The 25,714-nt window shown below is 61.6% G+C and carries 32 protein-coding genes; 20 read left to right on the forward strand and 12 right to left on the reverse strand.

What is annotated here, in order from left to right:
* The first annotated feature begins 18 nt into the window (after window positions 1-18).
* From LBW87_RS14000 to bfr, 9 genes are all read left to right on the forward strand, one after another.
* Window positions 19-510 (forward strand): NUDIX hydrolase, encoded by a 492-nt coding sequence (locus LBW87_RS14000; protein ID WP_225202102.1) that lies wholly within the window; start codon window positions 19-21, stop codon window positions 508-510.
* Window positions 511-544: 34 nt separating this feature from the next.
* A complete protein-coding gene (gene mnmA, locus LBW87_RS14005; protein WP_225202103.1) occupies window positions 545-1,651 on the forward strand; it encodes a tRNA 2-thiouridine(34) synthase MnmA in 1,107 nt (368 codons plus the stop codon).
* A gap of 203 nt (window positions 1,652-1,854) precedes the next feature.
* The gene (hemP, locus tag LBW87_RS14010) at window positions 1,855-2,043 is read left to right on the forward strand and encodes a hemin uptake protein HemP (protein ID WP_008118581.1); all 189 of its coding nucleotides are present in this window, start codon (window positions 1,855-1,857) and stop codon (window positions 2,041-2,043) included.
* Window positions 2,044-2,141: 98 nt separating this feature from the next.
* Window positions 2,142-2,465, forward strand: coding sequence for a hypothetical protein (locus LBW87_RS14015; RefSeq protein WP_225202104.1), 324 nt, complete (start codon window positions 2,142-2,144; stop codon window positions 2,463-2,465).
* Between the two features lie 30 nt (window positions 2,466-2,495).
* On the forward strand, window positions 2,496-2,723 hold the full coding sequence (locus tag LBW87_RS14020) for a bacterioferritin-associated ferredoxin (RefSeq protein WP_225202105.1): 228 nt from the start codon (window positions 2,496-2,498) through the stop codon (window positions 2,721-2,723).
* Window positions 2,724-2,732: 9 nt separating this feature from the next.
* The gene (locus tag LBW87_RS14025) at window positions 2,733-3,431 is read left to right on the forward strand and encodes an energy transducer TonB (RefSeq protein ID WP_225202106.1); all 699 of its coding nucleotides are present in this window, start codon (window positions 2,733-2,735) and stop codon (window positions 3,429-3,431) included.
* A 33-nt stretch (window positions 3,432-3,464) separates the two neighbouring features.
* Complete coding sequence (locus tag LBW87_RS14030) at window positions 3,465-4,196, forward strand: MotA/TolQ/ExbB proton channel family protein (protein ID WP_225202107.1); 732 nt, start codon at window positions 3,465-3,467, stop codon at window positions 4,194-4,196.
* Window positions 4,196-4,612, forward strand: coding sequence for an ExbD/TolR family protein (locus tag LBW87_RS14035; protein WP_225202108.1), 417 nt, complete (start codon window positions 4,196-4,198; stop codon window positions 4,610-4,612). Before LBW87_RS14030 ends, LBW87_RS14035 begins: the two co-directional genes overlap by 1 nt.
* A gap of 283 nt (window positions 4,613-4,895) precedes the next feature.
* Window positions 4,896-5,375, forward strand: a complete 480-nt coding sequence (gene bfr, locus LBW87_RS14040; protein WP_008118571.1) for a bacterioferritin — start codon at window positions 4,896-4,898, stop codon at window positions 5,373-5,375.
* A gap of 86 nt (window positions 5,376-5,461) precedes the next feature.
* On the opposite strand, the gene LBW87_RS14045 is transcribed toward bfr, so the two are convergent.
* Window positions 5,462-6,076, reverse strand: a complete 615-nt coding sequence (locus tag LBW87_RS14045; RefSeq protein WP_225202109.1) for a glutathione S-transferase N-terminal domain-containing protein — start codon at window positions 6,074-6,076, stop codon at window positions 5,462-5,464.
* A 211-nt stretch (window positions 6,077-6,287) separates the two neighbouring features.
* On the opposite strand from LBW87_RS14045, the gene purB reads away from it, so the two are divergent.
* The 6 genes from purB (at window position 6,288) to LBW87_RS14075 (ending at window position 11,995) form a co-directional block, all read left to right on the forward strand.
* Entirely contained in the window at window positions 6,288-7,655 is a 1,368-nt protein-coding gene (gene purB / locus LBW87_RS14050; protein WP_225202110.1) for an adenylosuccinate lyase, read from the forward strand.
* A gap of 365 nt (window positions 7,656-8,020) precedes the next feature.
* Window positions 8,021-8,545, forward strand: a complete 525-nt coding sequence (locus LBW87_RS14055) for a cytochrome b (RefSeq protein WP_225202111.1) — start codon at window positions 8,021-8,023, stop codon at window positions 8,543-8,545.
* A gap of 56 nt (window positions 8,546-8,601) precedes the next feature.
* A complete protein-coding gene (locus LBW87_RS14060) occupies window positions 8,602-9,174 on the forward strand; it encodes a YceI family protein (RefSeq protein WP_225202112.1) in 573 nt (190 codons plus the stop codon).
* A gap of 76 nt (window positions 9,175-9,250) precedes the next feature.
* A complete protein-coding gene (locus LBW87_RS14065) occupies window positions 9,251-9,826 on the forward strand; it encodes a YceI family protein (RefSeq protein ID WP_225202113.1) in 576 nt (191 codons plus the stop codon).
* Between the two features lie 232 nt (window positions 9,827-10,058).
* A complete protein-coding gene (gene pdxH, locus LBW87_RS14070; protein ID WP_225202114.1) occupies window positions 10,059-10,694 on the forward strand; it encodes a pyridoxamine 5'-phosphate oxidase in 636 nt (211 codons plus the stop codon).
* A 95-nt stretch (window positions 10,695-10,789) separates the two neighbouring features.
* Window positions 10,790-11,995, forward strand: a complete 1,206-nt coding sequence (locus LBW87_RS14075; protein ID WP_225202115.1) for a class I SAM-dependent methyltransferase — start codon at window positions 10,790-10,792, stop codon at window positions 11,993-11,995.
* Window positions 11,996-12,077: 82 nt separating this feature from the next.
* On the opposite strand, the gene msrA is transcribed toward LBW87_RS14075, so the two are convergent.
* Entirely contained in the window at window positions 12,078-12,611 is a 534-nt protein-coding gene (gene msrA / locus LBW87_RS14080; RefSeq protein ID WP_225202116.1) for a peptide-methionine (S)-S-oxide reductase MsrA, read from the reverse strand.
* A 155-nt stretch (window positions 12,612-12,766) separates the two neighbouring features.
* Between msrA and LBW87_RS14085 the strand changes: the two genes are divergently transcribed.
* Entirely contained in the window at window positions 12,767-13,276 is a 510-nt protein-coding gene (locus LBW87_RS14085; protein ID WP_225202274.1) for a flavin reductase family protein, read from the forward strand.
* A 68-nt stretch (window positions 13,277-13,344) separates the two neighbouring features.
* Here the strand turns inward: LBW87_RS14085 and LBW87_RS14090 are convergent, their stop codons facing one another.
* From LBW87_RS14090 to LBW87_RS14135, 10 genes are all read right to left on the reverse strand, one after another.
* Window positions 13,345-14,082: an OmpW/AlkL family protein gene (locus tag LBW87_RS14090; protein ID WP_225202117.1), complete on the reverse strand. Its 738-nt coding sequence runs from the start codon at window positions 14,080-14,082 to the stop codon at window positions 13,345-13,347.
* A 261-nt stretch (window positions 14,083-14,343) separates the two neighbouring features.
* Window positions 14,344-15,387 carry an L-threonylcarbamoyladenylate synthase gene (locus LBW87_RS14095; protein WP_225202118.1) on the reverse strand — a complete coding sequence of 348 codons (1,044 nt, stop codon included), beginning with the start codon at window positions 15,385-15,387 and terminating at the stop codon, window positions 14,344-14,346.
* Window positions 15,388-15,403: 16 nt separating this feature from the next.
* Window positions 15,404-16,606, reverse strand: a complete 1,203-nt coding sequence (locus LBW87_RS14100) for a 5-(carboxyamino)imidazole ribonucleotide synthase (RefSeq protein ID WP_225202119.1) — start codon at window positions 16,604-16,606, stop codon at window positions 15,404-15,406.
* Window positions 16,603-17,100 carry a 5-(carboxyamino)imidazole ribonucleotide mutase gene (gene purE / locus LBW87_RS14105; protein ID WP_225202120.1) on the reverse strand — a complete coding sequence of 166 codons (498 nt, stop codon included), beginning with the start codon at window positions 17,098-17,100 and terminating at the stop codon, window positions 16,603-16,605. Before purE ends, LBW87_RS14100 begins: the two co-directional genes overlap by 4 nt.
* Before the next feature lie 4 nt (window positions 17,101-17,104).
* Window positions 17,105-18,001 (reverse strand): phosphoribosylaminoimidazolesuccinocarboxamide synthase, encoded by an 897-nt coding sequence (locus LBW87_RS14110; protein WP_225202121.1) that lies wholly within the window; start codon window positions 17,999-18,001, stop codon window positions 17,105-17,107.
* A gap of 79 nt (window positions 18,002-18,080) precedes the next feature.
* On the reverse strand, window positions 18,081-19,145 hold the full coding sequence (gene fba / locus LBW87_RS14115; RefSeq protein ID WP_225202122.1) for a class II fructose-bisphosphate aldolase: 1,065 nt from the start codon (window positions 19,143-19,145) through the stop codon (window positions 18,081-18,083).
* A gap of 23 nt (window positions 19,146-19,168) precedes the next feature.
* Window positions 19,169-20,602 carry a pyruvate kinase gene (pyk, locus tag LBW87_RS14120; protein ID WP_225202123.1) on the reverse strand — a complete coding sequence of 478 codons (1,434 nt, stop codon included), beginning with the start codon at window positions 20,600-20,602 and terminating at the stop codon, window positions 19,169-19,171.
* A gap of 165 nt (window positions 20,603-20,767) precedes the next feature.
* Complete coding sequence (locus tag LBW87_RS14125) at window positions 20,768-21,958, reverse strand: phosphoglycerate kinase (protein ID WP_225202124.1); 1,191 nt, start codon at window positions 21,956-21,958, stop codon at window positions 20,768-20,770.
* A 173-nt stretch (window positions 21,959-22,131) separates the two neighbouring features.
* Window positions 22,132-22,458, reverse strand: a complete 327-nt coding sequence (locus tag LBW87_RS14130) for an AzlD domain-containing protein (protein ID WP_225202125.1) — start codon at window positions 22,456-22,458, stop codon at window positions 22,132-22,134.
* The gene (locus tag LBW87_RS14135) at window positions 22,455-23,231 is read right to left on the reverse strand and encodes an AzlC family ABC transporter permease (RefSeq protein WP_225202126.1); all 777 of its coding nucleotides are present in this window, start codon (window positions 23,229-23,231) and stop codon (window positions 22,455-22,457) included. Before LBW87_RS14135 ends, LBW87_RS14130 begins: the two co-directional genes overlap by 4 nt.
* Before the next feature lie 158 nt (window positions 23,232-23,389).
* Here LBW87_RS14135 and LBW87_RS14140 point away from each other — a divergent pair, with 158 nt between their 5' ends.
* From LBW87_RS14140 to LBW87_RS14155, 4 genes are read left to right on the forward strand one after another with little or no spacing between them, the layout of a single operon-like run.
* On the forward strand, window positions 23,390-23,590 hold the full coding sequence (locus tag LBW87_RS14140; protein WP_225202127.1) for a zinc-finger domain-containing protein: 201 nt from the start codon (window positions 23,390-23,392) through the stop codon (window positions 23,588-23,590).
* A 44-nt stretch (window positions 23,591-23,634) separates the two neighbouring features.
* Window positions 23,635-24,072, forward strand: coding sequence for a YybH family protein (locus tag LBW87_RS14145; protein ID WP_225202128.1), 438 nt, complete (start codon window positions 23,635-23,637; stop codon window positions 24,070-24,072).
* A 26-nt stretch (window positions 24,073-24,098) separates the two neighbouring features.
* Window positions 24,099-25,112, forward strand: coding sequence for a YheT family hydrolase (locus LBW87_RS14150; protein WP_225202129.1), 1,014 nt, complete (start codon window positions 24,099-24,101; stop codon window positions 25,110-25,112).
* Window positions 25,105-25,704 carry a DUF2946 family protein gene (locus LBW87_RS14155; protein WP_225202130.1) on the forward strand — a complete coding sequence of 200 codons (600 nt, stop codon included), beginning with the start codon at window positions 25,105-25,107 and terminating at the stop codon, window positions 25,702-25,704. Before LBW87_RS14150 ends, LBW87_RS14155 begins: the two co-directional genes overlap by 8 nt.
* Window positions 25,705-25,714: the final 10 nt, after the last annotated feature.

Here is a 25,714-nt window from a genome sequence, read left to right on the forward strand (position 1 = left end):
GAATTAACGAGGTCCTCAATGTCTGAAGTCTGGAAACCGTCCGTCACGGTCGCGGCCATCATCGAACAACAGGGTCGTTTCCTGATGGTGGAAGAGCAAAGTGGCGGGATCATTCGCATCAACCAGCCGGCCGGGCACCTGGAACCCGGCGAGTCGCTGCTGCAAGCGGTCGCCCGCGAAGCGCTGGAAGAATCGGCGCGCGTATTCACGCCTACTGCACTGGTGGGCAGCTACCTGTCGCGCAATGTCTCGTCATCGCGCGGCGGCATGAGCGTCACCTATCTGCGTTTCGCCTTTGCCGGCGAGGCGGGAGAGGCGCAGGACCTGCCCCTTGACGATGGCATCGTCGGCACCATCTGGCTCACTCGCGACGAACTGGCCGCGTGCGCCGAGCGGCACCGCAGCCCGCTGGTGCTGCGCTGCGTCGACGATTACCTGCGCGGCCAGCGCGCACCGCTGGACCTGGTCCATGCCGATGCAAGCGCCATCGGTCCGTTGACGGGCACTTGAGCACCATGCGGCAATCACCTACAGGCAATTTGATATGAGCAAGAAAAGAGTAGTCATCGGCATGTCGGGCGGCGTCGATTCGTCGGTATCGGCATGGCTGCTGAAGCAGCAGGGATATGAAGTCATCGGACTGTTCATGAAGAACTGGGAGGACGACGACGATTCAGAATATTGCTCGACCCGCGAAGACTGGATCGACGCCGTCAGCGTGGCCGACGTGGTCGGCGTGGACATCGAGGCAGTCAATTTTGCCTCCGAGTACAAGGACCGGGTATTTGCCGAATTCCTGCGCGAATACCAGGCCGGACGCACCCCCAACCCTGATGTGCTGTGCAACGCCGAGATCAAGTTCAAGGCCTTTCTCGATCACGCCATGAAGCTGGGCGCCGACTATATTGCCACCGGGCACTATGCCCGGGTGCGCCAGAACGCCGCCGGCAGCTTCGAGTTGCTCAAGGCGCTCGACGCCAGCAAGGACCAGAGCTACTTCCTGCACCGCCTGAACCAGGAGCAGCTCTCGCGCACCGTGTTTCCGTTGGGCGAGATCCACAAGACCGAAGTGCGGCGCATCGCCGAAGAACTGAAGTTGCCCAATGCCAAGAAAAAGGACTCGACCGGGATCTGCTTCATCGGCGAGCGCCCTTTCCGTGAATTCCTGAATCGTTACCTGTCCTACCAGCCGGGTCCGATCAAGACTGCCGATGGCGACACCGTAGGCGAGCATGTGGGGCTGTCGTTCTACACGCTGGGCCAGCGCAAGGGTATCGGCATCGGCGGCATCAAGGCCCACCAGAACGCGCAGGGCACCAGCGACGCCTGGTATGTCGCCCGCAAGGATGTGGCGGCCAATACGCTCTATATCGTGCAGGGCCATGACCACCCCTGGCTGCTGTCGCCTTCGCTGCATGCAGGCCAGCTCAGTTGGGTGGCGGGTCATGCGCCCGCCCCAGGCGCACTGTCGGCCAAGACCCGTTATCGTCAAACCGACGTGGCGTGCGAACTGACGGGAGGCGAAGGCAGCTTTTCGCTTGCATTCGGCACGCCGCAATGGGCGGTCACCCCCGGCCAGTCGGCCGTGCTGTACGACGGCGACATCTGCCTGGGCGGCGGCATCATCGAAGGCAGCGCCGCCGGCAATTAAATTTCCACAAGGAAATAAATGACGCCCCGCAAGCCATCTGGCTGCGGGGCGTTTTCATTTTGGCAATCAATTCCCCACCGGGTTGGCGCGGTAACAACTGCCAGACGATAAAAATAATCAATCTCATTGATAAAAACCTTGCATTCTCGGCTCAAATGACAAATAATCTAAATAAGAATTGTTCGCATTTAATAGGAGGTGTCATGAGCCAACTGAATGATCACGGTGTGGACCGTCGCAACAAGCCCGGAACGACCGCCAACGGTACTCCGATTACCCGTATCAAGAGCACGGACCTGTTCCGTCAAATGCGCGAGCTTGAGATTGACCATGGCGGACGCATTTATAAATTGCGTTTGACCCAGCTGAACAAGCTGATTCTGACCGCCTGAGGCGATTTGAATCGGCGTGTACGGTAGACAAACCGGCCAGCCAGCGTTGAAGCGGTTTTGACGTTAGCCAGCAAAGCTAGCCAAGTGAGGAGACTTTGATGGTTACCGACAAAATGCAATCCGCCTTCGTAGAACCCAACAGCGCGCCGGCCCAACCTGAACTTCTGGTTTCTGCCGTACTGCATCTGATGTCGCACTACACCGCCAACAACAATCAGGAAGCCCAAAGCTGCGTCAAACTGGCGTCAGTGATCGAAAGGCACCTGAAAGCGCTGGCGGACCTGCCCAACCTGGCGCCGGTATTGCGGGCAACTTGCCAGCAGCTGTCGGAACAGTGGGCAACAGTGGTCGAACGGACGATGCCTCAGCCTGAGAAATTCAACTTCTTCTCGCGTATCGTATCTGGGGCGAGATCGGCATAGTGCCTGATAAAACAGGCGGCAAGGCGTACAATGATCGTATGTGTTTGTAATAACATCTCCGAAGGCAAGATCCATCAGGCGGTTGATGCAGGCATGACATCCATGGCCGAGTTGCGCAAGCAGCTCGGCGTTGGTACTTGCTGCGGCAAATGCCATACTTGCGCCAAGAACGTCCTGCGTGAATGCCTCAGCAACGCTAATCAAACACATCAAAACGCGCGTCCAGTGATCTTCCACGGATCAATGGCATCAGCGTAATTAGAATTCATGAACGCAATTTCATCGCCTGTTATGAGTAACGGTTCCCCCAGTGCGCTCATGCGCCAGGTAAGAAAAATCGGCCCGCTGGGCCTGATCATCCTGCTACACGCCGCCTTCTTCTATGCACTGCAGAGCGGCCTGATCCACCAGGTCGCCAGTGCCATTCCGAAAGAAGTGATCGCTACCTTCATCGTGCCCGAAAAGGCACCTGAACCGGCGCCGCCGAAGGCCGAGCCGACGCCGCCGAAGGTCGTGAAGACCGTCAAGAAGGTCGTGCAGCCGCCCAAACCCATTCCGGTGACCGAAGCGCCGGCGCCAACGGCCATTACGGCGCCGCCGCAGCCGCCAGCGCCGGCCGAGCCGGCACCGCAGGTCGCTGCTGCGCCAACCCCGGCGCCGGCTTCGCCACCGGGTCCGGTGCTGCCAAAGCAGATCACGTCGGGCATCGAATATATCGAGCCACCGCGTTCGACCTACCCGGCCGTGTCGCGCCGCATGGGCGAAGAAGGCGTGGTCAACTTCAAGGTGACGGTCAACACCAGTGGCCGCGCCGAAAAGGTCGAGATCACCAAGTCGTCGGGTTTCCCGCGGCTGGATGAAGAAGCCCGTCGCGCCGTGATGCGCGCGGTCTACAAGCCCTACATCGAAGATGGCAAAGCCATCGTCGTGGCCACCACGGGCAGCATTGCCTTCAAGTTAAATTAATTCTTAACCATCACAGTAGCTAAGGAAGTCATCATGGAAGTTAGTCCGTACGGATTGGAAAGCCTTTGGGCTCAAGGGGATTTCGTCACCAAGGGCGTCGCCGTCCTGTTGTTGGCCATGTCGATTGCGTCGTGGTACGTGATCATTACCAAGGCGTTCCAGTTGCTGCGTTTCCGCAAGTCGTCGGAAGCCGCCGGCCACCAGTTCTGGGATACCACCAGCCTGCCTGAAGGCGTGGCTACGCTGGGCTCCGACAACCCGTTCGCCGAAGTCGCCAAGGCTGGCGTGACTGCCATGAGCCATCACACTGCCCACAAGGGTCACCTGCACGATCAGTTGTCGGTGAGCGACTGGGTCACGCTGTCGCTGCGCCAGGCCATCGACGAAGCATCGGGCAAGCTGCAAGCCGGCATGGCGGTGCTGGCATCGGTCGGTTCCACCGCGCCGTTCGTCGGCCTGTTCGGCACCGTCTGGGGCATCTACCACGCCCTGGTGTCGATCGGCACCACCGGCCAGGCCAGTATCGACAAGGTCGCCGGCCCGGTCGGCGAAGCCCTGATCATGACTGCGCTCGGCCTGGCCGTGGCGATTCCAGCGACCTTCGGCTACAACGCCCTGGTCCGCGGCAACAAGACCACCATCGCCAAGTTGAACAAGTTCGGCTTCGACCTGCACGCCCTGTTCGTGACCGGTTCGCGTTCGGCCTCGGAAGAATCGGAAAAAAACGGCACTAAGGCCAAGCTGGCAGCAGTCGGGAGAGCGTAATGGCAATGGGTTCACTGTCCGATTCGGACGACGACTTCAACCCCGAGATCAACACCACGCCGCTGGTCGACGTGATGCTGGTGCTGCTGATCATCTTCATCATCACCATTCCCGTGATGAACCATGCGGTGAAGATCGACTTGCCCAAGGCCAGCAGCCAGCCTGACGACGTCAAGCCGGAAAGCATCAATCTTTCCATCGACGCCGGTGGCGACGTGTTCTGGAACGAAGAGAAGATCGACAGCAACCAGTTGAGCCTGCGCATTGCCGCCGCGGCGCAAAAGCAGCCGCAACCCGAACTGCACCTGCGCGCCGAACGCACCACCCAGTATGAAAAGGTGGCGCAAGTGATGGCAGCGGCCCAATCGGGCGGTCTCGGCAAGATCGGTTTCGTGACCGATCCCGAAAAGAAATAAGCATGACCCTCGCCGCCGGCAGAACATCTCCGGTGACGCTATGAAGCCTCCCGCGCCCCTGGCGTCGGAGGCTTTATTGTTTTCGGGGCCGCCGATTGCCCCGCAAATGCGCCTGCCGCCACGGGTACTCAAACACGGGCAAGAATGATTCGCGCTAATTAATAGTGAAGATTCAAAACGCCTGCGTTAATATGCGCCCGTTCCCGCCACATGCAAACAATGGACAGATCAACAACATGTCCGGCATCGGCGACCGCATTCAACAACATTTTCCGAGGTACCTATGAAAGGCGATCCAGCAGTCATCAAGTTGCTCAATGCACAATTGACCAACGAGCTTTCCGCGATCAATCAGTATTTTTTGCACGCCCGCATGTACAAGCACTGGGGCTTCGACAAGATTGCCGCCAAGGAATACGCTGAATCGATCGGCGAAATGAAGCACGCCGACAAGCTGATCGACCGCATCCTGATGCTCGACGGCCTGCCTAACCTGCAAGCGCTGCACAAGCTGATGATCGGTGAAAACACCGCCGAAATGCTGGAATGCGACCTGAAGCTGGAGCGCGCCGCCCACAAGACCGTCAAGGAAGGCATTGCCACCTCGGAGCAACACGGCGATTACGTCTCGCGCGACCTGTTCCTGATGATCCTGGACGACACCGAAGAGCACATCGACTGGCTCGAAACCCAGCTCGACCTGATCTCGAAGGTCGGCATCCAGAATTACCTGCAAAGCCAGATGTCGCCCAGCGAAGGCTGAGATCGACTTTGCTCCGGCAGACGTAAAAAAAACGCGCTTCACATGAAGCGCGTTTTTTATTGGCGACAATCAGGACATCGCCGTCATCACACGGGCGGCACGGTGTCCTTGAATGACGGTCGCTCGGAAAGCTTGTCGAACAGCTTGCCCAGGGCCGGGTAGTCGGTGCGCCAGGCCAGGTCCGGAAAGCGAAACGCCAGCCAGCCCAGCGCACAGCCGACGGCCACGTCGGCCAGGGTGTAATGGTTGCCGACACAGAACGGCTTTTCGCCCAGCCCCTCTGCCATCGCCTTGAGCGAGGCCTCGACCTTGCCCCACTGGCGCTTGATCCATTCCGGGCTCTGTTGCTTGGTGGGGCGCAGGGTCTTTTCGACCCGCACCAGCACGGCGGCATCCATCATGCCATCGGCCAGCGCCTCCCAGCACTTGATCTCGGCGCGATCCCGTCCGTGCGGCGGCAGCAATTTGCACACCGGGGTCAGGGTATCGAGGTATTCGGCGATCACGCGCGAATCGAACATCGCACCGCCGTCGTCCATCAGCAGGCACGGCACCTTGCCCAGAGGATTGCTCTTCTGGATCGTGGTCGCGGCACTCCAGACATCCTCAAGCAGGAATTCATGATCGATTTTTTTCTCGGCCATCACGACGCGTACCTTACGTACGTACGGACTACTGTAAGAGCCAATGAGCTTGAGCATAATAATTAGAGTAATGATCCGTCGCGATTATAGCATCGGCACTGGCGCCCCAATTCGAGGGCTGCCGCACCCCGTGGCGCCTTAGCCTCGGCAGAATTGGGACTGCGGGTCGGCCGATGGTAAAATCGCGGCTCAGGCGATTCGGGTATGAATGTCGATTAACGTCACATTCCCGCCGATCTTCAATCAACGCATCTCTTCCGTTCCGATCATGTCCCTCTCCGCTCTCTCTGCCCTGTCCCCACTGGACGGCCGCTACGCTTCCAAGACCGATAAACTGCGCCCCATCCTGTCCGAAGCCGGTTTCATGCACCACCGCGTCAAGGTCGAGATTGCATGGCTGCAAGCATTGTCCGAAGCCGGCCTGGCCGAGATCAAGCCGTTTCCAGCCGCCGCCGGAGCATTGCTGAACAAGCTGGCGAGCGACTTCACCGAAGCCGACGCGGCCCGCATCAAAGAGATCGAAGCCGTCACCAACCATGACGTCAAGGCGGTCGAATACTGGCTCAAGGAAAAGGTCAAGGATGTACCCGAACTGGTGGCTGCCTCCGAATTCATCCACTTCGCCTGCACCTCCGAAGACATCAATAACACCTCGCACGGCATGATGCTCAAGGCCGCCCGCGACAGCGTCATGCTGCCCGCGCTGCAAGGCCTGATCGCCAAGCTGACCGAGCTGGCGCACGAACACGCCGCATTGCCGATGATGTCGCGCACCCATGGCCAGCCGGCCAGCCCCACCACCCTGGGCAAGGAAATCGCCAACGTCGTGGCGCGCCTGCAGCGCGCCGTCAAGCGCATTGCCGCCGTCGAGATCCTGGGCAAGATGAACGGCGCCGTGGGTAACTACAATGCGCACCTGTCGGCCTACCCCGAGATGGACTGGGCGGCATTCTCGAAAAACGTGGTGGAGCAGCGCCTGGGCCTGGTGTTCAATCCCTACACCATCCAGATCGAGCCGCATGACTACATGGCTGAACTGTTCGATGCCGTGGCGCGCGCCAACACCGTGCTGCTGGACCTGAACCGCGATATCTGGGGCTACATCTCGCTGGGCTATTTCAAGCAGCGCACCAAGGCCGGCGAAATCGGTTCGTCGACCATGCCGCACAAGGTCAACCCGATCGACTTCGAAAACTCCGAAGGCAACCTGGGCATGGCCAATGCGGTGCTCAAGCACCTGTCCGAAAAGCTCCCGGTGTCGCGCTGGCAGCGCGACCTGACCGACTCCACCGTGCTGCGCAATATCGGCGTCGGTTTCGGTTATACCCTGCTGGCCTATGACAGCTGCCTGCGCGGCCTCAACAAGCTCGAAGTCAATCCGCAGCGCCTGGCCGACGACCTCGACGCCACCTGGGAAGTATTGGCCGAGCCGATCCAGACCGTGATGCGCCGCTACGGCATCGAGAACCCCTACGAACAGCTCAAGGAATTGACCCGTGGCAAGGGTATCTCAAAGGATGGCCTGCGCGATTTCATCAATGGCCTGGCGATTCCACAGGAAGCGCGCGACCATCTGCTGGCCATGACGCCGGCCAATTACATCGGCAGCGCAGTGGCCCTGGCCAAGGCGATCTGATCCACGCTCTTGCGACGCAGCACCGGCCAGCCGCGCCGGCCTGCTCGCAATCGGCCAGTCTTACTGCCCAATGGCGCACCCACAGGTGCGCCATTTTCATTGGTGCGCCCGATTCAGGCTGGTCGCGGCCGTCGCTGCAATACCGATTCGATTGTCAACAAAAACGGACTAGTGAAATTCGATTTGCATAGGTAATGCAATGCGGCAAAGGTCTTTATACTCACAATTTGGCAAAAGAGTGGCATGATGCAACGCACCTAGGTGCAGCTCTGCATTCATTGCCGCGAAACCGGGTTGGACGCTGTCATCTGGCGAAACCAATCTGCCTCGCGTCGTTCCAACCGCAACACTAAATTTCGCCCGCTATGGATCGCTATACCAAACCTGCCGTGCTGCTGCACTGGTTGATCGCCGTGCTCATCATCGCCGCCTTCGGGCTGGGCCTGACCATGGTCAATATTCCCGGCCTGACGCCGACCAAGCTCAAATACTTCTCGTGGCACAAATGGGTCGGCGTCACCGTCCTGGCGCTGGCTTGCCTGCGACTGCTGTGGCGCCTCACCCACCAGGCCCCGGCCTACCCGGCGCACATGCCGACCTGGCAACAGGCGGTAGCGCACTGGATGCATGTGGCGCTGTATGCGCTGATGTTCGCCATTCCGGTTTCAGGTTATGTCTACAGCCTGTCCGCCGGCGTGCCGGTGGTCTACCTGGGCATCGTGCCGCTGCCGGTCTTCATGGCGCCCAATCCGGAACTCAAGCCCTTGCTCAAGGATCTGCACTACGTGCTCAACATGACGTTGCTGGCCGCGTTCTGCCTGCATGTACTGGCCGCCTTGAAGCATCAGTTCATCGATCGCGACAACCTGTTCCGTCGCATCCTGCCGTGAGACTGCCGCCCCTTTCCGCTGGGTCAACCAGCACCTTCTGCCAGACGAGATCATCCATGACAAAGCATCTGCTCAACACCACCCTGGCCGCCGTCGCCCTGACGCTGGCTGCCGCCGCCCACGCTGCGCCACTCAAGGTCGATACGACCAAGAGCGCCGTCAGCGCCACCTTCAAGCAACTGAACGTGCCGGTGGAAGCCAAGTTCAAGAAGTTCGCCGCCACCCTCGACTTCGATCCGGCCAAGCCGGCAGAAGGTCGCGCCAGCGTCGACATCGACGTCACCAGCTTCGACCTGGGCGACGCCGAATACAACAAGGAAGTGCAGAAGAAGGAATGGTTCAACGGTGCCCAGTTCCCGAAGGCCAGCTTCGTCGCCAGTTCGATCAAGCCTAGCGCCGGCGCCGCTGCCGGCACCCGCTTCGATGTCGCCGGCAAGCTGACCATCAAGGGCAAGAGCACCGATGTCTCCTTCCCCCTGACGGTCAAGAAAGAAGGCAGCAACCAGGTGTTCGACGGCGCCCTGCCGATCAAGCGCCTGACCTATAACATCGGCGAAGGCGAATGGAAGGACACCAGCATGGTGGCTGACGAAGTCAGCATCAAGTTCCACATCGTCGCCGCGCCATAACATCGCCAACCACGCAGTGTTCTGATACACCCCCTGCTTCGTCTTGAGGCGGACTTTTTTACTAAGGAACGAATAAATGAAACTGAATCACGCCCTCCTCGCCCTGATCGCCGCCGGCACCGTCGGCTCGGCCTTCGCTGCAGATACTTACTCGATCGACCCAAGCCACACCTACCCCAGCTTCGAAGCTGACCACATGGGCGTGTCGGTATGGCGCGGCAAGTTCACCAAGACCAGCGGCACCGTGACCCTGGACCGCGCCGCCAAGACCGGCACGGTCGACATCACCATCGATACCTCGTCGATCGATTTCGGCCATGCCAAGATGAACGATCACGCCAAGAGCGCCGAGATGTTCGACGTGGCCAAGTTCCCGACCGCCGTCTACAAGGGCACTTCGATCAAGTTCGAGGGTGACCAGCCAGTGGCCGTCGAAGGCACGCTGACGCTGCACGGCGTGACCAAGCCTGTGACCCTGACGCTCAACAAGTTCAAGTGCATCCAGCACCCGATGCTCAAGCGCGAAGTCTGCGGTGGCGACGCATCGGCCAGCTTTGATCGCGCCGACTTCGGCATCGACTACGGCGCCAAGTACGGTTTCTCGACCGTGACCAAGCTGGCGATCCAGGTCGAAGCCGTCAAGACCAACTGATCGACTCGCGCCCTCGGGGTGCGTGAAAGCCGGTGCCTTGGCGCCGGCTTTTTTCATTTGTGCAACGCTATTCGACCGACCCCATCAAGCTCATCGGCGTGCATGCCGTTTGTCCCGGATCATTGAATCCACGCCCGGCTTGGCGCACAATGGCTCGCATTCACTGTTTTGCTGCCCTGCAGAACTTTTTAAAACGCGCTAATCTAGCGCTGTTCCAAGAGGACCAAGTAGCATGTCGATAGCAGACCTTCGTAAAGACTACAGCCGCGCCAGTTTGTCCGAACTCGAAGTCGCCGCCGATCCGGTTGTGCAGTTTGCAGCCTGGTTCGATGAAGCGATCAAAGCACAGATACCCGAACCCAACGCGATGAGCGTTGCCACCGTCGGGCCCGATGGAAGACCGTCTTCGCGCATCGTCCTGATCAAGCAGTTCGATCAGAATGGCTTTACCTGGTTTACCAATTACGACAGCCGCAAGGGAAGGGAAGTCGATGCCAACCCGTATGTTGCCTTGTTGTTCCACTGGGTCGAACTCGAACGCCAGGTGCGTATCGAGGGCAAGCTCGAACGCGTGACCCGTGAAGAAAGCGATGCGTATTTCCTGAGTCGTCCACTGGCCAGCCAACTGGGGGCAATTGCTTCCCACCAGAGCCAACCGGTGGCAGACCGCGCCGCGCTGGAACGGCAATTCGAAGCGACGACGCAGCAATTCGGCGACCATCCCCAACGCCCCGCTCATTGGGGCGGCTACCGCGTCATCCCGGAACGCATCGAATTCTGGCAAGGCCGCCCATCGCGCATGCATGACCGCGTACTCTACGTTCGCGACGACAGCAGCGCCTGGCAACGGCAACGCCTGCAGCCCTGAACCGAACCCGATTCGCGGGGCTGTGAAGGTTCGGCGCCATCGACATGGTGGCGCCGAACGCTGCAAGCATTCACATCACAACGCGGAGGAAAATCGTGTTTTGGGAAAAGAAGCTTGACGCCTGGGTAGACAACATTCGCACCGCATCTGCGCTGCCCTTGCGATTGGTTTTATGGAACGGCCAGCAATATGACTTCGGCAACGGCGCGCCCGAAGTCACCCTCAAAGTGCCGCAGGCCTCGGCCATCACCTCGCTGCTCAACCCCTCCCTGGCCAATCTCGGCGAAGCCTATGTCGAGGGCAAGATCGAGGTCGAAGGCGCGGTCAAGAACATCATCAGCGTGGCCAGCGCGCTGGCGTCCAATACGCTCAAGGCCGAAGGCAAGTTCGGTCGCCTGGTGCGCAGCGTGACCCACTCCAAGAAGAAGGACGCCGAGGCGATCCAGTATCACTACGACGTCTCCAACGACTTCTACCAGCTGTTTCTCGACCAGAACATGGTGTATTCGTGCGCCTACTTCGAAAACGGTGACGAGGACCTGGCCACGGCGCAGATCAAGAAGATCGACCACATCCTCGACAAGATCCGGCTCCAGCCCGGCCAGACGCTGCTCGACATCGGTTGCGGCTGGGGCGCGCTGGTGTTGCGTGCGGCCCAGAAATACGGTGCACGCTGCGTCGGCGTGACGCTGTCGCAGAATCAGTATGAGCTGGCCCGCGAGCGGGTCGAGCGCGCCGGCCTGGCCGACCGCATCGACATCCGGCTGCAGGATTATCGCGACGTCACCGGCAGCTTCGACCGTATCACCAGTGTGGGCATGTTCGAGCACGTGGGCATCAAGAACCTGCCGATGTATTTCAGGCAGATCAACCAGTTGCTGGCCGAGGGCGGCATGGCCATGAACCACGGCATCACCAGCACCGACATCAACAACGGCGAGTCGCCCTACGGCGCTGGCGAATTCATCGACAAGTACGTCTTCCCGGCGGGCGAACTGCCGCACATCAGCACCGTGCTCCACGCACTGCAGGAAGGTGGACTGGAAGCCTTCGATGTCGAGAACCTGCGACGTCACTACGCCAGGACCTGCAGCGTCTGGGCCGACAACTTCGAAGCCAACACCGAGGCCATCCGCCGTGTCACCGATGAAAAGCATTACCGCATCTGGCGCGTGTACCTGGCCGGCAGCGCCTATGCATTCGACAGCGACTGGATCTCGCTGTACCAGATCGTCTGCACCAAGGCCGGTCGTGGCGCGCAAGGCTTGCCCTGGTCACGTAACTATATCTACGCCCATTGAGCTTGCCCTCGGCCAATGAAAAAAGGACAGCGGCGCCGGGCCTGCTGTCCTTTTTACACGCTGCGGATCAGATCACTGATACTTAGTCGTCGCGACTCTTGGCCGCAAACACCTGCCTGAACTTGGCCAGCTTGGGCGCCACCACGAAAGCGCAGTATCCCTGGAACGGGTGCTGGCGGAAATAATCCTGATGGTAGTCCTCGGCCTTGTAATAGGTTTCCGGCGCACTCAGTTCGGTCACGATGGGCGCATCCCACACCAGCGCCATCTCGGCGATGACCTTCCTGGCGATCTCGTGCTGCTCTTCATCCTGATAGTAGATCACCGACCGGTACTGTGTGCCGACATCGTTGCCCTGGCGATTGAGCGTGGTGGGATCGTGGATCGTGAAGAATATCTCCAGCAACTCGCGAAAGCTGATCTGATCGGGGTCGAAGCTCAGCCGCACCACTTCCGCATGCCCGGTCTGTCCGCCGCATACCTGTTCGTAGTTAGGATTTTGCACGCTGCCGCCGGTATAACCCGATTCGACTGCCGTGACGCCCTTGACCTGCTGATACACCGCCTCCAGACACCAGAAGCAGCCTCCACCCAATACCGCGATTTGGTTTGCCATGATCGACTCCCGTTATTCCTGTGTTGAAACTGTAACGTAAATCGGGGCCGACCGGAAAATTGCAATGACGCGACCACTGCCGTTTCAGGCCAGGCAGGCCACGATCCGGTATCATGCGGGACAGGCACCTCTGCCGCAGCTCATTCCGTTACCTGATGCACACACGTTATCCCCGCGCCGACACGCGCCAATTCGATACCGGCCATTTCCGCCAGGCGCTGTCGCAGTTCGCCACCGGCGTCACCGTGATTACCACCCGGCTGGCCGATGGCAGCTTGCTTGGCCTGACCGCCAGCTCCTTCAACTCGGTTTCGCTGGATCCGCCACTGGTGCTGTGGAGCCTCGGCACGCGGGCCAACAGCCTGCCGGTCTTCACCGGCAATTCACATTACGTGATCAATATCCTGGGCGCTGAACAGGCGCATCTGGCGCAACAGTTCGCCAGCAAGGTCGAGGACCGCTTCGCCGGCGTCAACTACACCCTCTCGCGCACCGGACAACCGGTACTGGAAGGCGTCTCGGCCTGGTTCGAATGCCACAACCGCAGCCAGTATCCCGAAGGCGATCACATCATCTTCGTGGGCGAAGTCGAGCATTGCGAAGTGCAGCCGCAACCTGCGCTGGTGTTTCACAACGGACGCTTCATCAAGACCGACGCCGTTTAAAAGACGCCGCAGCCGCCCCATGCAAAAAGCGCCCCGCGGGGCGCTTTTGCTTTTGCAACCGATCCAGCTTAGAACTTGTAGCCGACCGACAGGAACGACACGATCGGGTCCAGCGTGATGGTGCTCTTGTAGCGTTGCGGTCCCAGCGCCGCCAACCCACCGGCTGGCTGCGCGGTGATATCGGCATCGGTCTTGAGCGGGATGTACGACACCGACAGGCTGACCGACCAGCGATCATTGAGATTGTAGGTGGCGCCGGCATTGATCACCGGTGCAAACGACGAACTCAGCGATGCGGTGGCAGTGCCGCCGCTATTGAGCGAGGCGCTGTTCTGGAAAGCAGGGGTGAGCGACACGCCCGAATACCAGACATAGGTCACGCCGGCACCCAGGAAGGGGCGGAACTTGTCGTTGGCACTGCCGAAGTAGTACTTGGCCACGATGGCAGGGCTCCACTGCTTGGCCTTGCCGATCTCGCCTACCGCAGCCAGATCGCCGGTGCCCTTGAGCTTGAACTCGGGAGGAATGCCCAGGTCGGCGGTCAGCGCAAAGTTGTCGGTGAAGAAGTGCGTCAATGCCAGGCCAACGGTGTCGGCATTGCTCACGGCGGAGGTGCGATTGGGATAGCTGCCTGCCCCCGGACCATTGAGCTTGTTCAGACCACCGCTGGAATCCTGCGGCGACAGGTGGAACCAGCCCAGGTTGACGATGTTGCTGCCGGCCTGCTGCGCCATCACCGGGGCAGCGCAAGCGGCCATCACGGTCAGGGCGGCGATCTTCGGCAAGAAGGAAAATTGGTTCTGCATTGTTGTCTCCATGGTTGAGGGCATCTGCCCAACTTTGTTATTCCCACCGGGCTGGCGTCGGTGGGCAAACCCTGCGGATGACTGCTCCGCTTTTACTTGTTTTGGGTACCTCGCACGCATCATCAAAACGAACGTGCGTGCTATTCTTTGGCGTTAATATGCCAGCTTTGTAACGATTTGTATAGACGGTGTCGAGAGATGCGACATTTTGTCTGCTTTTGGCAACCGTTACTGACTATGCGGTCAGCAACGGCAGCTGAATCAAGCAGGCAGCAGGCGCGCCAGGATGCCTTGCGAATCGAAGGCTGCACGGCGCAGGCGGTCGTTGATGCCCTGCCACTGCGCGGTGCCGGGTGGCGCCTCGACCACGATCAGGTCGGCGCCGGCATGATCCATGTCGCGCAGGGCGGCATACAGGTCATGCGCATAGTCGTTCGCTTCCTCGGCCATCGGGCGCAGCGCCATTGCATTACCAGTGGCCGCTCCGCGATGGATCAATGCCACCTTCCTGCCTTGCGCTGCGAGACGCTGCAATACATCGGCCAGATCGGTGGTGGCAACCTGCACCACCGGCGTGTGCGGCGCGTAATGCGCATCGAGGGTGCCCGAGGCACGCGGTGCGCTGGCATCCGGCAAGGACAACGGCACGCCCAGCACGGCGGCGATCTGGGCCGCGCTGACCTGGCCGGGTCGCAACAGTACCGGACCATGGGTGTCGATGCGGCTGAGATCGACGATGGTCGATTCGATGCCGACTTCGCTCTGCCCGCCATCGAGCACATAGGCCAGGGGACTGCTGGCGTCGTCGCCGAATTCTTCGCGCACATGCGCCGCGGTGGTCGGGCTGACGTGTCCGAATTTGTTGGCCGATGGCCCCGCCACGCCGCCTTTGCCGCCACGGAACTCGCGCAGCAAGGCTTGCGCGACCGGATGCGCCGGGCAGCGCAAGCCAACCGAATCCTGACCGCCTGCGACGGCGTCCGGAATATGCGCGGCGCGCTTGAGGATCAGCGTCAGCGGGCCTGGCCAAAACGAGGCGATCAAGCGTCGCGCCTCGACCGGCACGGTGGCAGCCCAATAGGCGATGTCGGCCTCAGGCGCCACATGCACGATCACCGGATGGTTGGCCGGACGCCCCTTGGCGGCGTAGATCGCCGCGATCGCGTCCGGATTCTCGGCGTCCCCGCCCAGGCCGTAGACGGTCTCGGTGGGAAACGCCACCAGGCCGCCCTGCTCCAGCTTGCGCGCGGCATGCATGATGGCCGCCTGATCGATGACGGGTGTGGCTTGACGGTGCTCGCTCATGACACTCCTGCCGGCTTCAGGCTGCAATTCCGAGAATGGCGCAGGCGGCCAGCAACTGCTGCTGCGCCGCTTCCAGCGTGGCGCCGGTAAAGGTCACATGGCCCATCTTGCGGTCACGTCGCGCCTCGGCCTTGCCATACAGGTGCAGGTGCGCACCGGGCAGCGCCAGTATCTGGTCCCAGGCCGGTTCGCGCACGGTGTCGCCGTCGAACCAGATGTCACCCAGGATATTGAGCATCACCGCCGGCGAATGCTGGCGCGTATCGCCCAGCGGCAGACGTGCCATGGCGCGCACCTGCTGTTCGAACTGGCTGGTGACGCAGGCATCGATGGTGTAATGACCGCTGTTGTGCGGACGGGGCGCCATCTCGTTGACCACCAGCGCGCCGTCCTGCAGCACGAAGAACTCGATGCACAGCACGCCCACATAGTGCAGGCCTTCGATGATCTGCAACGCCGCCTGCTGCGCACGCTGGGCAACATCGTCGGCAATGTTGGGGCCGGGCACCGTAGTGGTGAAGAGGATGCCGTCGCGATGCACGTTCTCGGCGAGCGGGTAGACGACGGCCTGGCCGTCGTTGCCACGGGCGACCAGCACCGAGACTTCGTAAGCCAGCGGCAGCATCTTCTCCAGCACGCAGGTCACGCCATTCATGCCGGCATAGGCAGCGCGCAATTCGTCGCGGGTGCGCACGCGCGCCTGGCCCTTGCCGTCGTAACCCATGCGGGCAGTCTTGAGGATGCCGGGCAGCAGGTCGTCGGCGACGCCGGCGATGTCGGCTTCGCTCTGGATCACCAGATGCGGCGCCGGCAACACGCCCGAGCGGCTGCCGCATTCGGTAAAGAATGCTTTCTCGGCGGTGCGGTCCTGGGCAATCGAGACGCCACTGGCGGCCGGCGCCACGAATGTCAGGGCCGCCAGTTGCGACAGGCTCTTGGCGGACACGTTTTCGAACTCGGTGGTGACCGCTGCGCACAGGCTACCCAACTGCACCAGCGCCTGGGCGTCGTCATACGGCGCCGGCAACAGCCGATCGGCGACCTGGCCTGCAGGACAATTGTCGTCCGACTCCAGCACCGCCACCTTGAAACCCATGGCTTGCGCGGCATGGGCGAACATGCGCCCCAACTGGCCGCCGCCCATCACGCCCAGCCAGGTGGCCGGGGTGGTCGATGGAACGGCTGGCGCCTGGGACGGTTGTGCGGACTGCGAGGTCATACGGGCAACTTCATATCGAGGGCGACTTGCGTCTGGGTCTTGCGGAAAGCGTCGAGCTTGGCCGCCAGGGCGTCGTCGGTGACGGCCATCATGGCGATGGCCGACAAGGCGGCATTGGCGGCGCCGGCTTCACCGATGGCATAGGTGGCCACCGGAATGCCCTTGGGCATCTGCACGATCGACAACAGAGAATCCTCGCCGCGCAGGTACTTCGACGGCACTGGCACGCCCAGCACCGGCACGATGGTCTTGGCGGCGATCATGCCCGGCAGGTGGGCAGCGCCACCGGCGCCGGCGATGATGGCGCGCAGGCCACGCGCGCGCGCCGTCTCGGCATAGGCAAACATCTGGTCGGGCATGCGATGCGCCGACACCACCTGGGCTTCATGGGGAATGCCGAATTCCTTGAGGATGTTGACCGCGTGCTGCATCACGTCCCAATCGGAGGACGAGCCCATGACCACGCCCACCAGCGGCTTGACAGCTGTATTCATGATGTCAGTCCTTCAGTTGTTGGCCAGTCAGGCGCTCCAGTGCCTCGCGGTACTTGGCCCCGGTCTTGTCGATCACGTCGGCCGGCAGCGGTGGCGCCGGCGGCGTCTTTTGCCAGCCATCGACTGTTTCCAGGTAATCGCGCACGAATTGCTTGTCGAACGATGGTGGCGAGATCCCGACCTTATAGCTGTCGGCGGGCCAGAAGCGCGACGAATCGGCAGTCAGCACTTCATCCATCAGGTGCAGCACGCCATTGTCGTCCAGGCCGAATTCGAACTTGGTGTCGGCGATGATGATGCCGCGCGTGGCGGCGTAATCGGCGGCGGCCACGTACAACTGGATCGCGACGTCGCGGATCTTGTTGGCCAGTTCGACGCCGATGCGCTCGACGGTTTCGTCGAACGAGATGTTCTCGTCATGCTCGCCGAGGTCGGCCTTGGCCGCTGGCGTAAAGATCGGCGCCTCCAGCTTGGAAGCCTGCTGCAGGCCTGCCGGCAGCTTGATGCCGCAGATGGCGCCGGTGGCCAGGTAGTCTTTCCAGCCCGAACCGATGATGTAGCCGCGCACCACGGCCTCGACCAGGATCGGCTTCAAGCGCTTGGCCACCACGGCGCGTCCACGCACCTGTTCCACTTCAGCGGGCGTGACCACCGACTCCGGATCGATGCCGGTCAGGTGGTTCGGCACGATGTGGCCCAGCTTGTCGAACCAGAAATCGCTCATCTGGTTCAAGACCCGGCCCTTGCCCGGAATCGGCTCATTCATGACGACATCGAAGGCCGACAGGCGGTCGGTGGTCACGATCAGCAACTTGTCGTCGCCGACGGCGTAGTTTTCGCGGACCTTGCCAGTGCCCAGCAGGGGCAGTGAAGTGATCGAGGATTTGTAGAGGCTGCTCATGGTGGTATTTCCGTAAAGTCAAAAACCGGAATCGCCATGATGGGCGACTCCGGTCGGTTGATGCGTGAACTGCAGATGGTTACTGAACGATCTGCGACAGCTCACCCTTCTTGTACTTCTCTGCAATCTTTTCCAGCGGCAGCGCCTTGATCTTGCCGGCCTGGCCTTCGCAGCCGAACGACAGGAAACGCGCCTTGCACACCAGCTTGGCGGCTTCGCGCGCTGGCTTGAGGTAGTCGCGCGGGTCGAACTTCTCGGGGTTCTCGATGAAGTAGCGACGGATGGCGCCGGTCATCGCCAGGCGAATGTCGGTGTCGATGTTGATCTTGCGCACGCCGTGCTTGATGCCTTCCTGGATTTCCTCGACCGGCACGCCGTAGGTTTCCTTCATGTTGCCGCCGAATTCGCGGATCTCGGCCAGCAGCTCCTGCGGCACCGATGACGAACCGTGCATCACCAGGTGGGTGTTGGGAATACGGGCGTGGATTTCCTTGATGCGATCGATGGCCAGGATGTCGCCGGTCGGCTTGCGCGAAAACTTGTAGGCGCCGTGCGAGGTGCCGATGGCAATGGCCAGCGCGTCACACTGGGTGCGCTTGACGAAGTCGGCTGCCTGGTCGACGTCGGTGAGCAACTGCTCGCGGGTCATCTTGCCGTCAGCGCCGTGGCCGTCTTCCTTGTCGCCCATCATGGTCTCGAGCGAACCCAGCACGCCCAGTTCGGCTTCGACGGTGACGCCGATGGCGTGCGAGAACTCCACCACCTTGCGCGAGACTTCGACGTTGTACTCGTAGCTGGCGACCGACTTGCCGTCTTCTTCCAGCGAGCCGTCCATCATCACCGACGAGAAACCGGATTTGATCGCGGCCATGCAGACCGCCGGCGATTGGCCGTGATCCTGGTGCATCACCACCGGGATGTGCGGATAGGCCTCGACTGCCGCCGAGATCAGATGACGCAGGAAAGCTTCGCCGGCGTACTTGCGGGCGCCTGCGGAGGCTTGCATGATGACTGGCGCGCCAACTTCGTCGGCCGCCTGCATGATGGCGGTGACTTGTTCCAGATTGTTGACGTTGAAAGCTGGCAGACCGTAGCCGTTTTCAGCAGCGTGGTCCAGCAATTGACGCATGGATACGAGAGGCATGTTGAACTCCAGAACGTTAAAAATCAGTACTCGCCTACCTTGAGGATCTTCAAGGCATTGGTGCCGCCGACCTGGCCGATCGGCTCGCCCCAGGTGACGACGACGTGATCGCCCTTCTGCACCACGCCTTGCGCCAGCAGCAGGTCCTGCGCTGCCTTGAGCATGGTTTCGGTGTCGTCGCACTGGGCCAGCTCGAAGGTGCGCACGTTGCGGAACAACGCGGCCTTGCGGCGGGTGGCGACATTCGGGGTAATCGCGAAAATAGGAATATCGATGTTGTGACGGCTCATCCACAGCGCGGTCGAGCCGGACTCGGTGAGCGCGGCAATCGCTTTCACTCGCAGATGATGCGCAGTGAACAGCGCGCCGTAGGCGATCGACTGGTCAACCCGGGTGAAGCGCAGGTTGAGGAAGTCGGCGTCGAGCTGGTAATCCTCGGAGCGTTCGGCTTCCAGGCAGATGGCGGCCATCGCCTCGACGGTCTCGACCGGGTACTTGCCCGAGGCGGTCTCGGCCGAGGTCATCACGGCATCGGTGCCGTCCAGCACGGCGTTGGCCACGTCCGACACTTCGGCCCGCGTCGGCACCGCATTGACGATCATCGACTCCATCATCTGGGTCGCGGTGATGGTCAGCTTGTTGGAGGCGCGCGCCATCTTGATCATGCGCTTCTGCAGGCCAGGCACTGCCGCATTGCCCACTTCCACGGCCAGGTCGCCACGCGCGACCATGATGCCGTCGGAGGCGTCGAGGATCTCCTGCAGCAGCGGGATCGCTTCGGCGCGCTCGATCTTGGCGATCATCATCGGCTTATGCGCCGACGGCTCGCCGGCCACATTGCACAACTGGCGCGCCATTTCCATGTCGGTCGCGTTCTTGGGGAAGGACACCGCCACGTAGTCGGCCTGGAAGCTCATCGCGGTCTTGATGTCGTCCATGTCCTTGGCGGTCAGGGCCGGCGCCGACAGGCCACCGCCCTGGCGATTGATGCCCTTGTTGTTGGACAGCTCGCCACCGATCTTGACCACGGTATGGATTTCGTTGCCGATCACGCGCTCGACCTTGAGCACGATCAGGCCGTCATTGAGCAACAGCACGTCGTTGCCCTTGAGGTCGCGCGGCAGGGCCTTGTAGTCGAGGCCGACGCGCTCCTGATTACCCAGCTGGCAGTCCGAATCGAGGATGAACTTGTCGCCGTTGGCCAGGAAGATCTTGCCCTGCTCGAACTTGCCCACGCGGATCTTGGGGCCTTGCAGGTCGGCCATGATGGCAACCTTCTTGCCGCATTCGTCGGCCACTTCGCGCACCAGCGTGGCGCGATCGATATGGTCTTGCGGCTTGCCATGCGAAAAATTGAGGCGCACGACGTCGACGCCGGCGGTGATCATGCGGGTCAGGGTGTCACGGTCGCTCGAAGCGGGACCGATGGTTGCGACGATTTTTGTTGCTCTTGACATGAAAACCTTTGCGACAAGTTATTGAAGTCCGCCTACCCTGTCTCCCGGGCATTGGCTGGACCATGGCTTCCCATCCGGGGACGTGGCCCCGCAGGTAATACTGAGTCTGGACGTGCCCGCTGAGGCGGACACTTAGTGCGTACCTATTGCGTACCTATTGCGTACTTACTGCGCGCGCTGCAGAAGGATCTCGACGGCCGGCAGAGGCTTGCCTTCCAGGAACTCCAGGAAAGCGCCGCCGCCAGTCGAGATGTAACCGATCTTGTCGGCGATGTTGTACTTGGCAATCGCGGCCAGCGTGTCGCCGCCGCCTGCAATCGAGAAACCGGCGGACTGGGCGATGGCCTGCGCCAGGGCTTCGGTGCCTTTGCCGAACTGGTCGAATTCGAAGACGCCGACCGGACCGTTCCAGACGATGGTGCCGGCGCCGGCCAGTTGCTCGGCCAGCTGGGCGGCAGTCTTGGGGCCGATGTCGAAGATCATGTCGCCTGCAGCCACCTCGGTGGCCGCCTTGACGGTCGCTACGGCCGTGGGCGAGAACTCGCTGCCGACCACTACGTCGACCGGGATCGGCACCGACGCGCCGCGCTTGGCCATCAGCTCGATGATGGCGCGCGCATCGCCCACCAGATCCGGCTCGGCCAGCGACTTGCCGATCTGGTGACCGGCGGCCAGCAGGAAGGTGTTGGCAATGCCGCCGCCGACGATCAGATAGTCGACCTTTTCGGCCAGGGTCTTGAGAATGGTCAGCTTGGTCGACACCTTGGAACCGGCAACGATCGCCACCAGCGGGCGCTTGGGCTGGTTCAGCGCTTTGCCCAGTGCATCCAGTTCGGCCGCCAGCAACGGACCGGCACAGGCCACGGGCGCAAACTTGGCGACGCCGTGGGTAGTGGCTTCGGCGCGATGGGCGGTACCGAAGGCATCGTTGACATAGACATCACACAGCTTGGCGATCTTTTGCGCCAGTTCGTCGCTGTTCTTCTTTTCGCCCTTGTTGAGGCGGCAATTCTCGAGCAGCACCACCTGGCCGGGCGCGACCTCGACGCCATCGACCCAGTCGGCCACCAGCTTGACCTCGAACCCGAGCAGTTCGGACAGGCGCTTGGCCACCGGCGCCAGCGAATCTTCCGGCTTGAACTCGCCCTCTACCGGACGCCCCAGGTGGGACGTCACCATCACTGCAGCGCCAGCACGGGCGGCATCGCGGATTGCCGGCACCGAAGCGCGAATACGCGTATCTTCGGTGATATTGCCGGCATCATCCTGCGGCACGTTGAGATCGGCGCGGATAAAGACGCGCTTGCCCTGCAGTTGGTTGGTCGAAATCAGGTCGCTCAGTCGGTTGAATTTCATAAGGTGGGAATTCGTTGAGAGGGGCGAAAAAAGCCGTATTTTACTCCAGCCGGCCGCACTCCTGACGGTTTTCTGGGGTCCGATGGGCGGTGGCGGTGCTACGACTGGCTTGGGGCGCGGGGCGATGATGCCTGTTTTCGGGCGAGCATTTCCGGCAGGAAATGCCGATGCCTTCAGAGTACCAGCCTCAGCAATGTAAACAGTGCCATTCCGGCCACAATAGTTCCCAGAAGATGCCGCGTTGCAGCAAAGAAAATTGCGCCACCGATGCCGGCCAGCAACTTGGGATTGGCCAGACTGATATCGGCGCCGGTGTCGGCCACCACCACCAGGTCGGGGATCACGATGGCGGCCATGGCAGCCGCCGGCGCGTAGCTGAGCGCATGCTTGAGCCGCGGCGGCAGCTTCACTGCATGCCCGAACAGGAAGAACCCGCTGCGGGTGATCAGGGTCGAGATCGTCATCAGTACGATTGCGCCCCAGACGTACCAGTCGCTCATGACGACTCCTTCTCGTCAGCATTGTCAAAAAGCAACTTGTCCGCGGCCAGCGCGGCGGCCATGCCCAGCACCATGGCCAGCAACAATCCCAGGCGATAAGGCAAGCCGATGGCCAGCACCGCCACCGTGCCGGACACCACCACCCCGGCCAGTGCAGCCAGATTGTTGGTCATCGGGATCATGATGGCGATCAGCGCCAGGGTGCCGGCAAACCCGATATTCCAGCTCTCGGGAATCTGGCTGGCCAGCAGGATGCCGATGACCGCGCCCAGTTGCCAGCCGAACCAGCCGGGATAGCTGATGGCAGAAAAATACCCGATCTTGCCCGCCGGCTGCCCCAGCGTGTCGGGACCGAAACGACGGGGGAAGAAGCCCATGGCGATATCGCCATTGAAATAGCCATACCAGACCCGGCGATACCAGGGCAGATGCTCGAAATGCGGGGCGATGGCGGCAGAGAAGATGACGAAGCGCAGATTGACGATCATGGCCGTAAAGAACACCACCAGCAGCGGCACGCCCGCCATCAGCAGCGGCAGTACCGCAAACTGGGCCGAACCGGCAAACACCATCAGGCTCATGCCGAGCGACTGGAAGATGGTCATGCCGGACTTGACCATGGCCATGCCCGACACCACGCCCCAGGCGAACACTGCCGGGACCGTCGATGCACTGGCGCGCCAGCCTTCCTGGAAGGCCTGTTTTTCGATACGACGCGCCTCCGCCAGCGTCGCGCCGACGGACGCGGCAGCGCCGCGTGTCTCCTCATGCATTGTTGGAACTCATTTTTATAAATCGATGATGGCGTCGGTTTGACTAACATTCTCGGCCACGCGAGACATTCTACAGATGAAAGTTTTTACTCGCTTGAATCCGCTAAAATGGAGCCCGTTGGTTTCGTCCCCAAACAGCATTACCCACGGAGAAAAAAATGAGCCAAGCTCAAGCATCCCAGGCAGTCGTCCAACTCGAAGGCAAGGACCTGCCGGCGCACTGCCCCAATCCCAACATGACCAGCTGGTCGTCGCATCCCCGCGTGTTCCTCGAACTGGACGCCCACGGCGCCGCCAAGTGCCCCTATTGCGGCACCCAGTACCAGCTCAAGCCAGGCAGTGTGGTCTCCCACCACTGAGATCGAAAGGGCCCAGGCCCTGGCTCTTGTACCCGGAGACTGCAATGCCGCACGCAAAACTGATCCATGGTTCACCCGACGACATCGAAGCCGCGTTCTACGATGCGCTGGCGCGTGCCGACCTCGATGGCCTGATGGAGTGTTGGGCCGAGGACGAGGAAATCGTCTGCATCCACCCCGGCGCCCAGCGCCTGGTGGGCCATGCCGAAATCCGCTCGGTATGGGAAGACATCCTCAGCAATGGCGGCCTGCGTATCCGTCCGCGCCAGTTGCATGCCACCCAGAACATGATGACCTCGGTGCACAGCGTCATCGAAGAAATCGACCACGGCCCGCAGCAAGCCGCCCCGGACGTCCACGTGGTGGCGACCAATGTCTACCTCAAGACCACGCAGGGCTGGCGCATCGTCATGCATCACGCATCGGTAGCCCCCGGCGCGGCCCCGGTCGAAACTGCCGTCAGTGGCACCACGCTGCACTAGATCCGCCCCACATCGATTCACTGCCCATGTCCTACATCGCGCCCCGCTGGCTTCCCGGCGGTCATCTGCAGACGATCTATCCGGCGACCTTCATCCGCAAGCCCGAGGTCGCATTTCGCCGTGAGCGCTGGACCGCGCCCGATGATGATTTCGTCGATGTCGATTTTGTCGATGGCCTGCCCGGGCGCCCGCTGGTGGTGCTGTTCCACGGACTGGAAGGCTCTTCCGACAGTCATTACGCGCGCGCCCTGATGGCCGAGATCAAGCGTCGTGGCTGGCACGGCGCGATACCGCACTTCCGCGGCTGCTCGGGCGAGATCAACCTGGCGCCGCGCTTCTATCATTCGGGCGACTCGGCCGAGCTGGACTGGATCCTGCGACGGCTCAAGCAGCGCCAGCAGGACCTGGGCGCGACCCACTTCTACGCCACCGGCGTCTCGCTGGGCGCCAACGCCCTGTTGCGCTGGCTGGGCGAATCGCAACACCAGGCCGAAATCGTCGATGCCGCCTGCGCGGTATCGGCACCGCTCGACCTGGCCGGCGGCGGCGCGGCGCTGGCCAGCGGCTTCAACCGCTTGTACACCTGGGTGTTCCTGCGCACCATGCGCAGCAAGAGCCTGCTGAAGCTGGCGCAGTTTCCCGGCCTGTTCGATCGCGAGGCGCTGCTGGCCGCGCGCGACCTGTACGCCTTCGACAACGTGGTCACCGCGCCGCTGCACGGCTATCGCGATACCGACGACTACTGGCAGCGCGCCAGCGCGCGCCATGTGCTGCACGACATTACCGTGCCGACGCTGGTGCTCAATGCCCGCAACGACCCTTTCCTGCCGGCCCAGCATTTGCCGCAAACTGCCGCCCCTGCGGTGCTGCTCGACTATCCGCAACATGGCGGCCATGTCGGCTTCGCCAACGGCGCCGCACCCGGACGCCTCGACTGGCTGCCGCAACGGTTGCTGAATTTCCTGGAAGGCAAGGCAGGCGAGCTCGCCACTGCCGCGCCGCCGGCGATGGGTATCGCCCAGGAAGCACATCATGGATGAGGTCGTACGCCAGGCCATGGCCAAGTGGCCGAATGTGCCGCATTGCTTCGGCTGGCTGCGACTGGACGCACGCGGCGCCTGGCGCATGCGTGACGAGCGTACCCAGCAACTGGAACTGGCCGGCGAGCGCATCGCCCATCCGGCGTTGCTGGACTTCATCAATCGCAATTATGCCCACGACGAAGAGGGTCGCTGGTACTTCCAGAATGGCCCGCAACGGGTCTTCGTGGACCTGGAACTGACGCCCTTCATCGCGCACACGCAAGCCGCTCCGGTGGCGGGCGAACTGGCGCTGGTGCTGCATACCGGTGACGCATTGCGGGATATCGACAGCGCCGCCCTTGACCAACATGGCCGGCTTTACCTGTGTCGCGCGCAACAGGTTTGCGCGGTAGACGATCGCGACATGGCGCAGTTGTTACCGGCCATGAAGATTGGCGGACGTCGGGACGACGAGGCGTTGATGCGTTGGATCGAAGGCGACCACCGGGAGCCGGTGACGCTGGAGCTGGCAGGCGCATCGATTGCGATACAGGCCATCGACTCGTCACGCGTAGCGCAGCACTTCGGCTTTGTCGCCCGGCCGCGCTAGCCAACCTGGC

The sequence above is a fragment of the Herbaspirillum sp. alder98 genome, from assembly GCF_020179755.1.
Classification (GTDB): Bacteria; Pseudomonadota; Gammaproteobacteria; order Burkholderiales; family Burkholderiaceae_D; genus Herbaspirillum.

Coding starts and splice junctions, on each gene's coding strand:
- LBW87_RS14015 (WP_225202104.1), top strand. CDS start 2,142: ATGGTTACCGACAAAATGCAATCCGCCTTCGTAGAACCCAACAGCGCG.
- purE (WP_225202120.1), bottom strand. CDS start 17,100: ATGAATACAGCTGTCAAGCCGCTGGTGGGCGTGGTCATGGGCTCGTCC.
- pdxH (WP_225202114.1), top strand. CDS start 10,059: ATGTCGATAGCAGACCTTCGTAAAGACTACAGCCGCGCCAGTTTGTCC.
- LBW87_RS14125 (WP_225202124.1), bottom strand. CDS start 21,958: ATGAAATTCAACCGACTGAGCGACCTGATTTCGACCAACCAACTGCAG.
- LBW87_RS14155 (WP_225202130.1), top strand. CDS start 25,105: ATGGATGAGGTCGTACGCCAGGCCATGGCCAAGTGGCCGAATGTGCCG.
- LBW87_RS14130 (WP_225202125.1), bottom strand. CDS start 22,458: ATGAGCGACTGGTACGTCTGGGGCGCAATCGTACTGATGACGATCTCG.
- LBW87_RS14140 (WP_225202127.1), top strand. CDS start 23,390: ATGAGCCAAGCTCAAGCATCCCAGGCAGTCGTCCAACTCGAAGGCAAG.
- LBW87_RS14085 (WP_225202274.1), top strand. CDS start 12,767: ATGCACACACGTTATCCCCGCGCCGACACGCGCCAATTCGATACCGGC.
- LBW87_RS14060 (WP_225202112.1), top strand. CDS start 8,602: ATGACAAAGCATCTGCTCAACACCACCCTGGCCGCCGTCGCCCTGACG.
- LBW87_RS14095 (WP_225202118.1), bottom strand. CDS start 15,387: ATGAGCGAGCACCGTCAAGCCACACCCGTCATCGATCAGGCGGCCATC.
- LBW87_RS14045 (WP_225202109.1), bottom strand. CDS start 6,076: ATGCTCAAGCTCATTGGCTCTTACAGTAGTCCGTACGTACGTAAGGTA.
- LBW87_RS14025 (WP_225202106.1), top strand. CDS start 2,733: ATGAACGCAATTTCATCGCCTGTTATGAGTAACGGTTCCCCCAGTGCG.
- fba (WP_225202122.1), bottom strand. CDS start 19,145: ATGCCTCTCGTATCCATGCGTCAATTGCTGGACCACGCTGCTGAAAAC.
- LBW87_RS14110 (WP_225202121.1), bottom strand. CDS start 18,001: ATGAGCAGCCTCTACAAATCCTCGATCACTTCACTGCCCCTGCTGGGC.
- LBW87_RS14145 (WP_225202128.1), top strand. CDS start 23,635: ATGCCGCACGCAAAACTGATCCATGGTTCACCCGACGACATCGAAGCC.
- bfr (WP_008118571.1), top strand. CDS start 4,896: ATGAAAGGCGATCCAGCAGTCATCAAGTTGCTCAATGCACAATTGACC.
- LBW87_RS14000 (WP_225202102.1), top strand. CDS start 19: ATGTCTGAAGTCTGGAAACCGTCCGTCACGGTCGCGGCCATCATCGAA.
- msrA (WP_225202116.1), bottom strand. CDS start 12,611: ATGGCAAACCAAATCGCGGTATTGGGTGGAGGCTGCTTCTGGTGTCTG.
- LBW87_RS14135 (WP_225202126.1), bottom strand. CDS start 23,231: ATGCATGAGGAGACACGCGGCGCTGCCGCGTCCGTCGGCGCGACGCTG.
- LBW87_RS14090 (WP_225202117.1), bottom strand. CDS start 14,082: ATGCAGAACCAATTTTCCTTCTTGCCGAAGATCGCCGCCCTGACCGTG.
- mnmA (WP_225202103.1), top strand. CDS start 545: ATGAGCAAGAAAAGAGTAGTCATCGGCATGTCGGGCGGCGTCGATTCG.
- LBW87_RS14030 (WP_225202107.1), top strand. CDS start 3,465: ATGGAAGTTAGTCCGTACGGATTGGAAAGCCTTTGGGCTCAAGGGGAT.
- LBW87_RS14150 (WP_225202129.1), top strand. CDS start 24,099: ATGTCCTACATCGCGCCCCGCTGGCTTCCCGGCGGTCATCTGCAGACG.
- LBW87_RS14065 (WP_225202113.1), top strand. CDS start 9,251: ATGAAACTGAATCACGCCCTCCTCGCCCTGATCGCCGCCGGCACCGTC.
- LBW87_RS14020 (WP_225202105.1), top strand. CDS start 2,496: ATGATCGTATGTGTTTGTAATAACATCTCCGAAGGCAAGATCCATCAG.
- LBW87_RS14055 (WP_225202111.1), top strand. CDS start 8,021: ATGGATCGCTATACCAAACCTGCCGTGCTGCTGCACTGGTTGATCGCC.
- LBW87_RS14035 (WP_225202108.1), top strand. CDS start 4,196: ATGGCAATGGGTTCACTGTCCGATTCGGACGACGACTTCAACCCCGAG.
- hemP (WP_008118581.1), top strand. CDS start 1,855: ATGAGCCAACTGAATGATCACGGTGTGGACCGTCGCAACAAGCCCGGA.
- pyk (WP_225202123.1), bottom strand. CDS start 20,602: ATGTCAAGAGCAACAAAAATCGTCGCAACCATCGGTCCCGCTTCGAGC.
- purB (WP_225202110.1), top strand. CDS start 6,288: ATGTCCCTCTCCGCTCTCTCTGCCCTGTCCCCACTGGACGGCCGCTAC.
- LBW87_RS14100 (WP_225202119.1), bottom strand. CDS start 16,606: ATGACCTCGCAGTCCGCACAACCGTCCCAGGCGCCAGCCGTTCCATCG.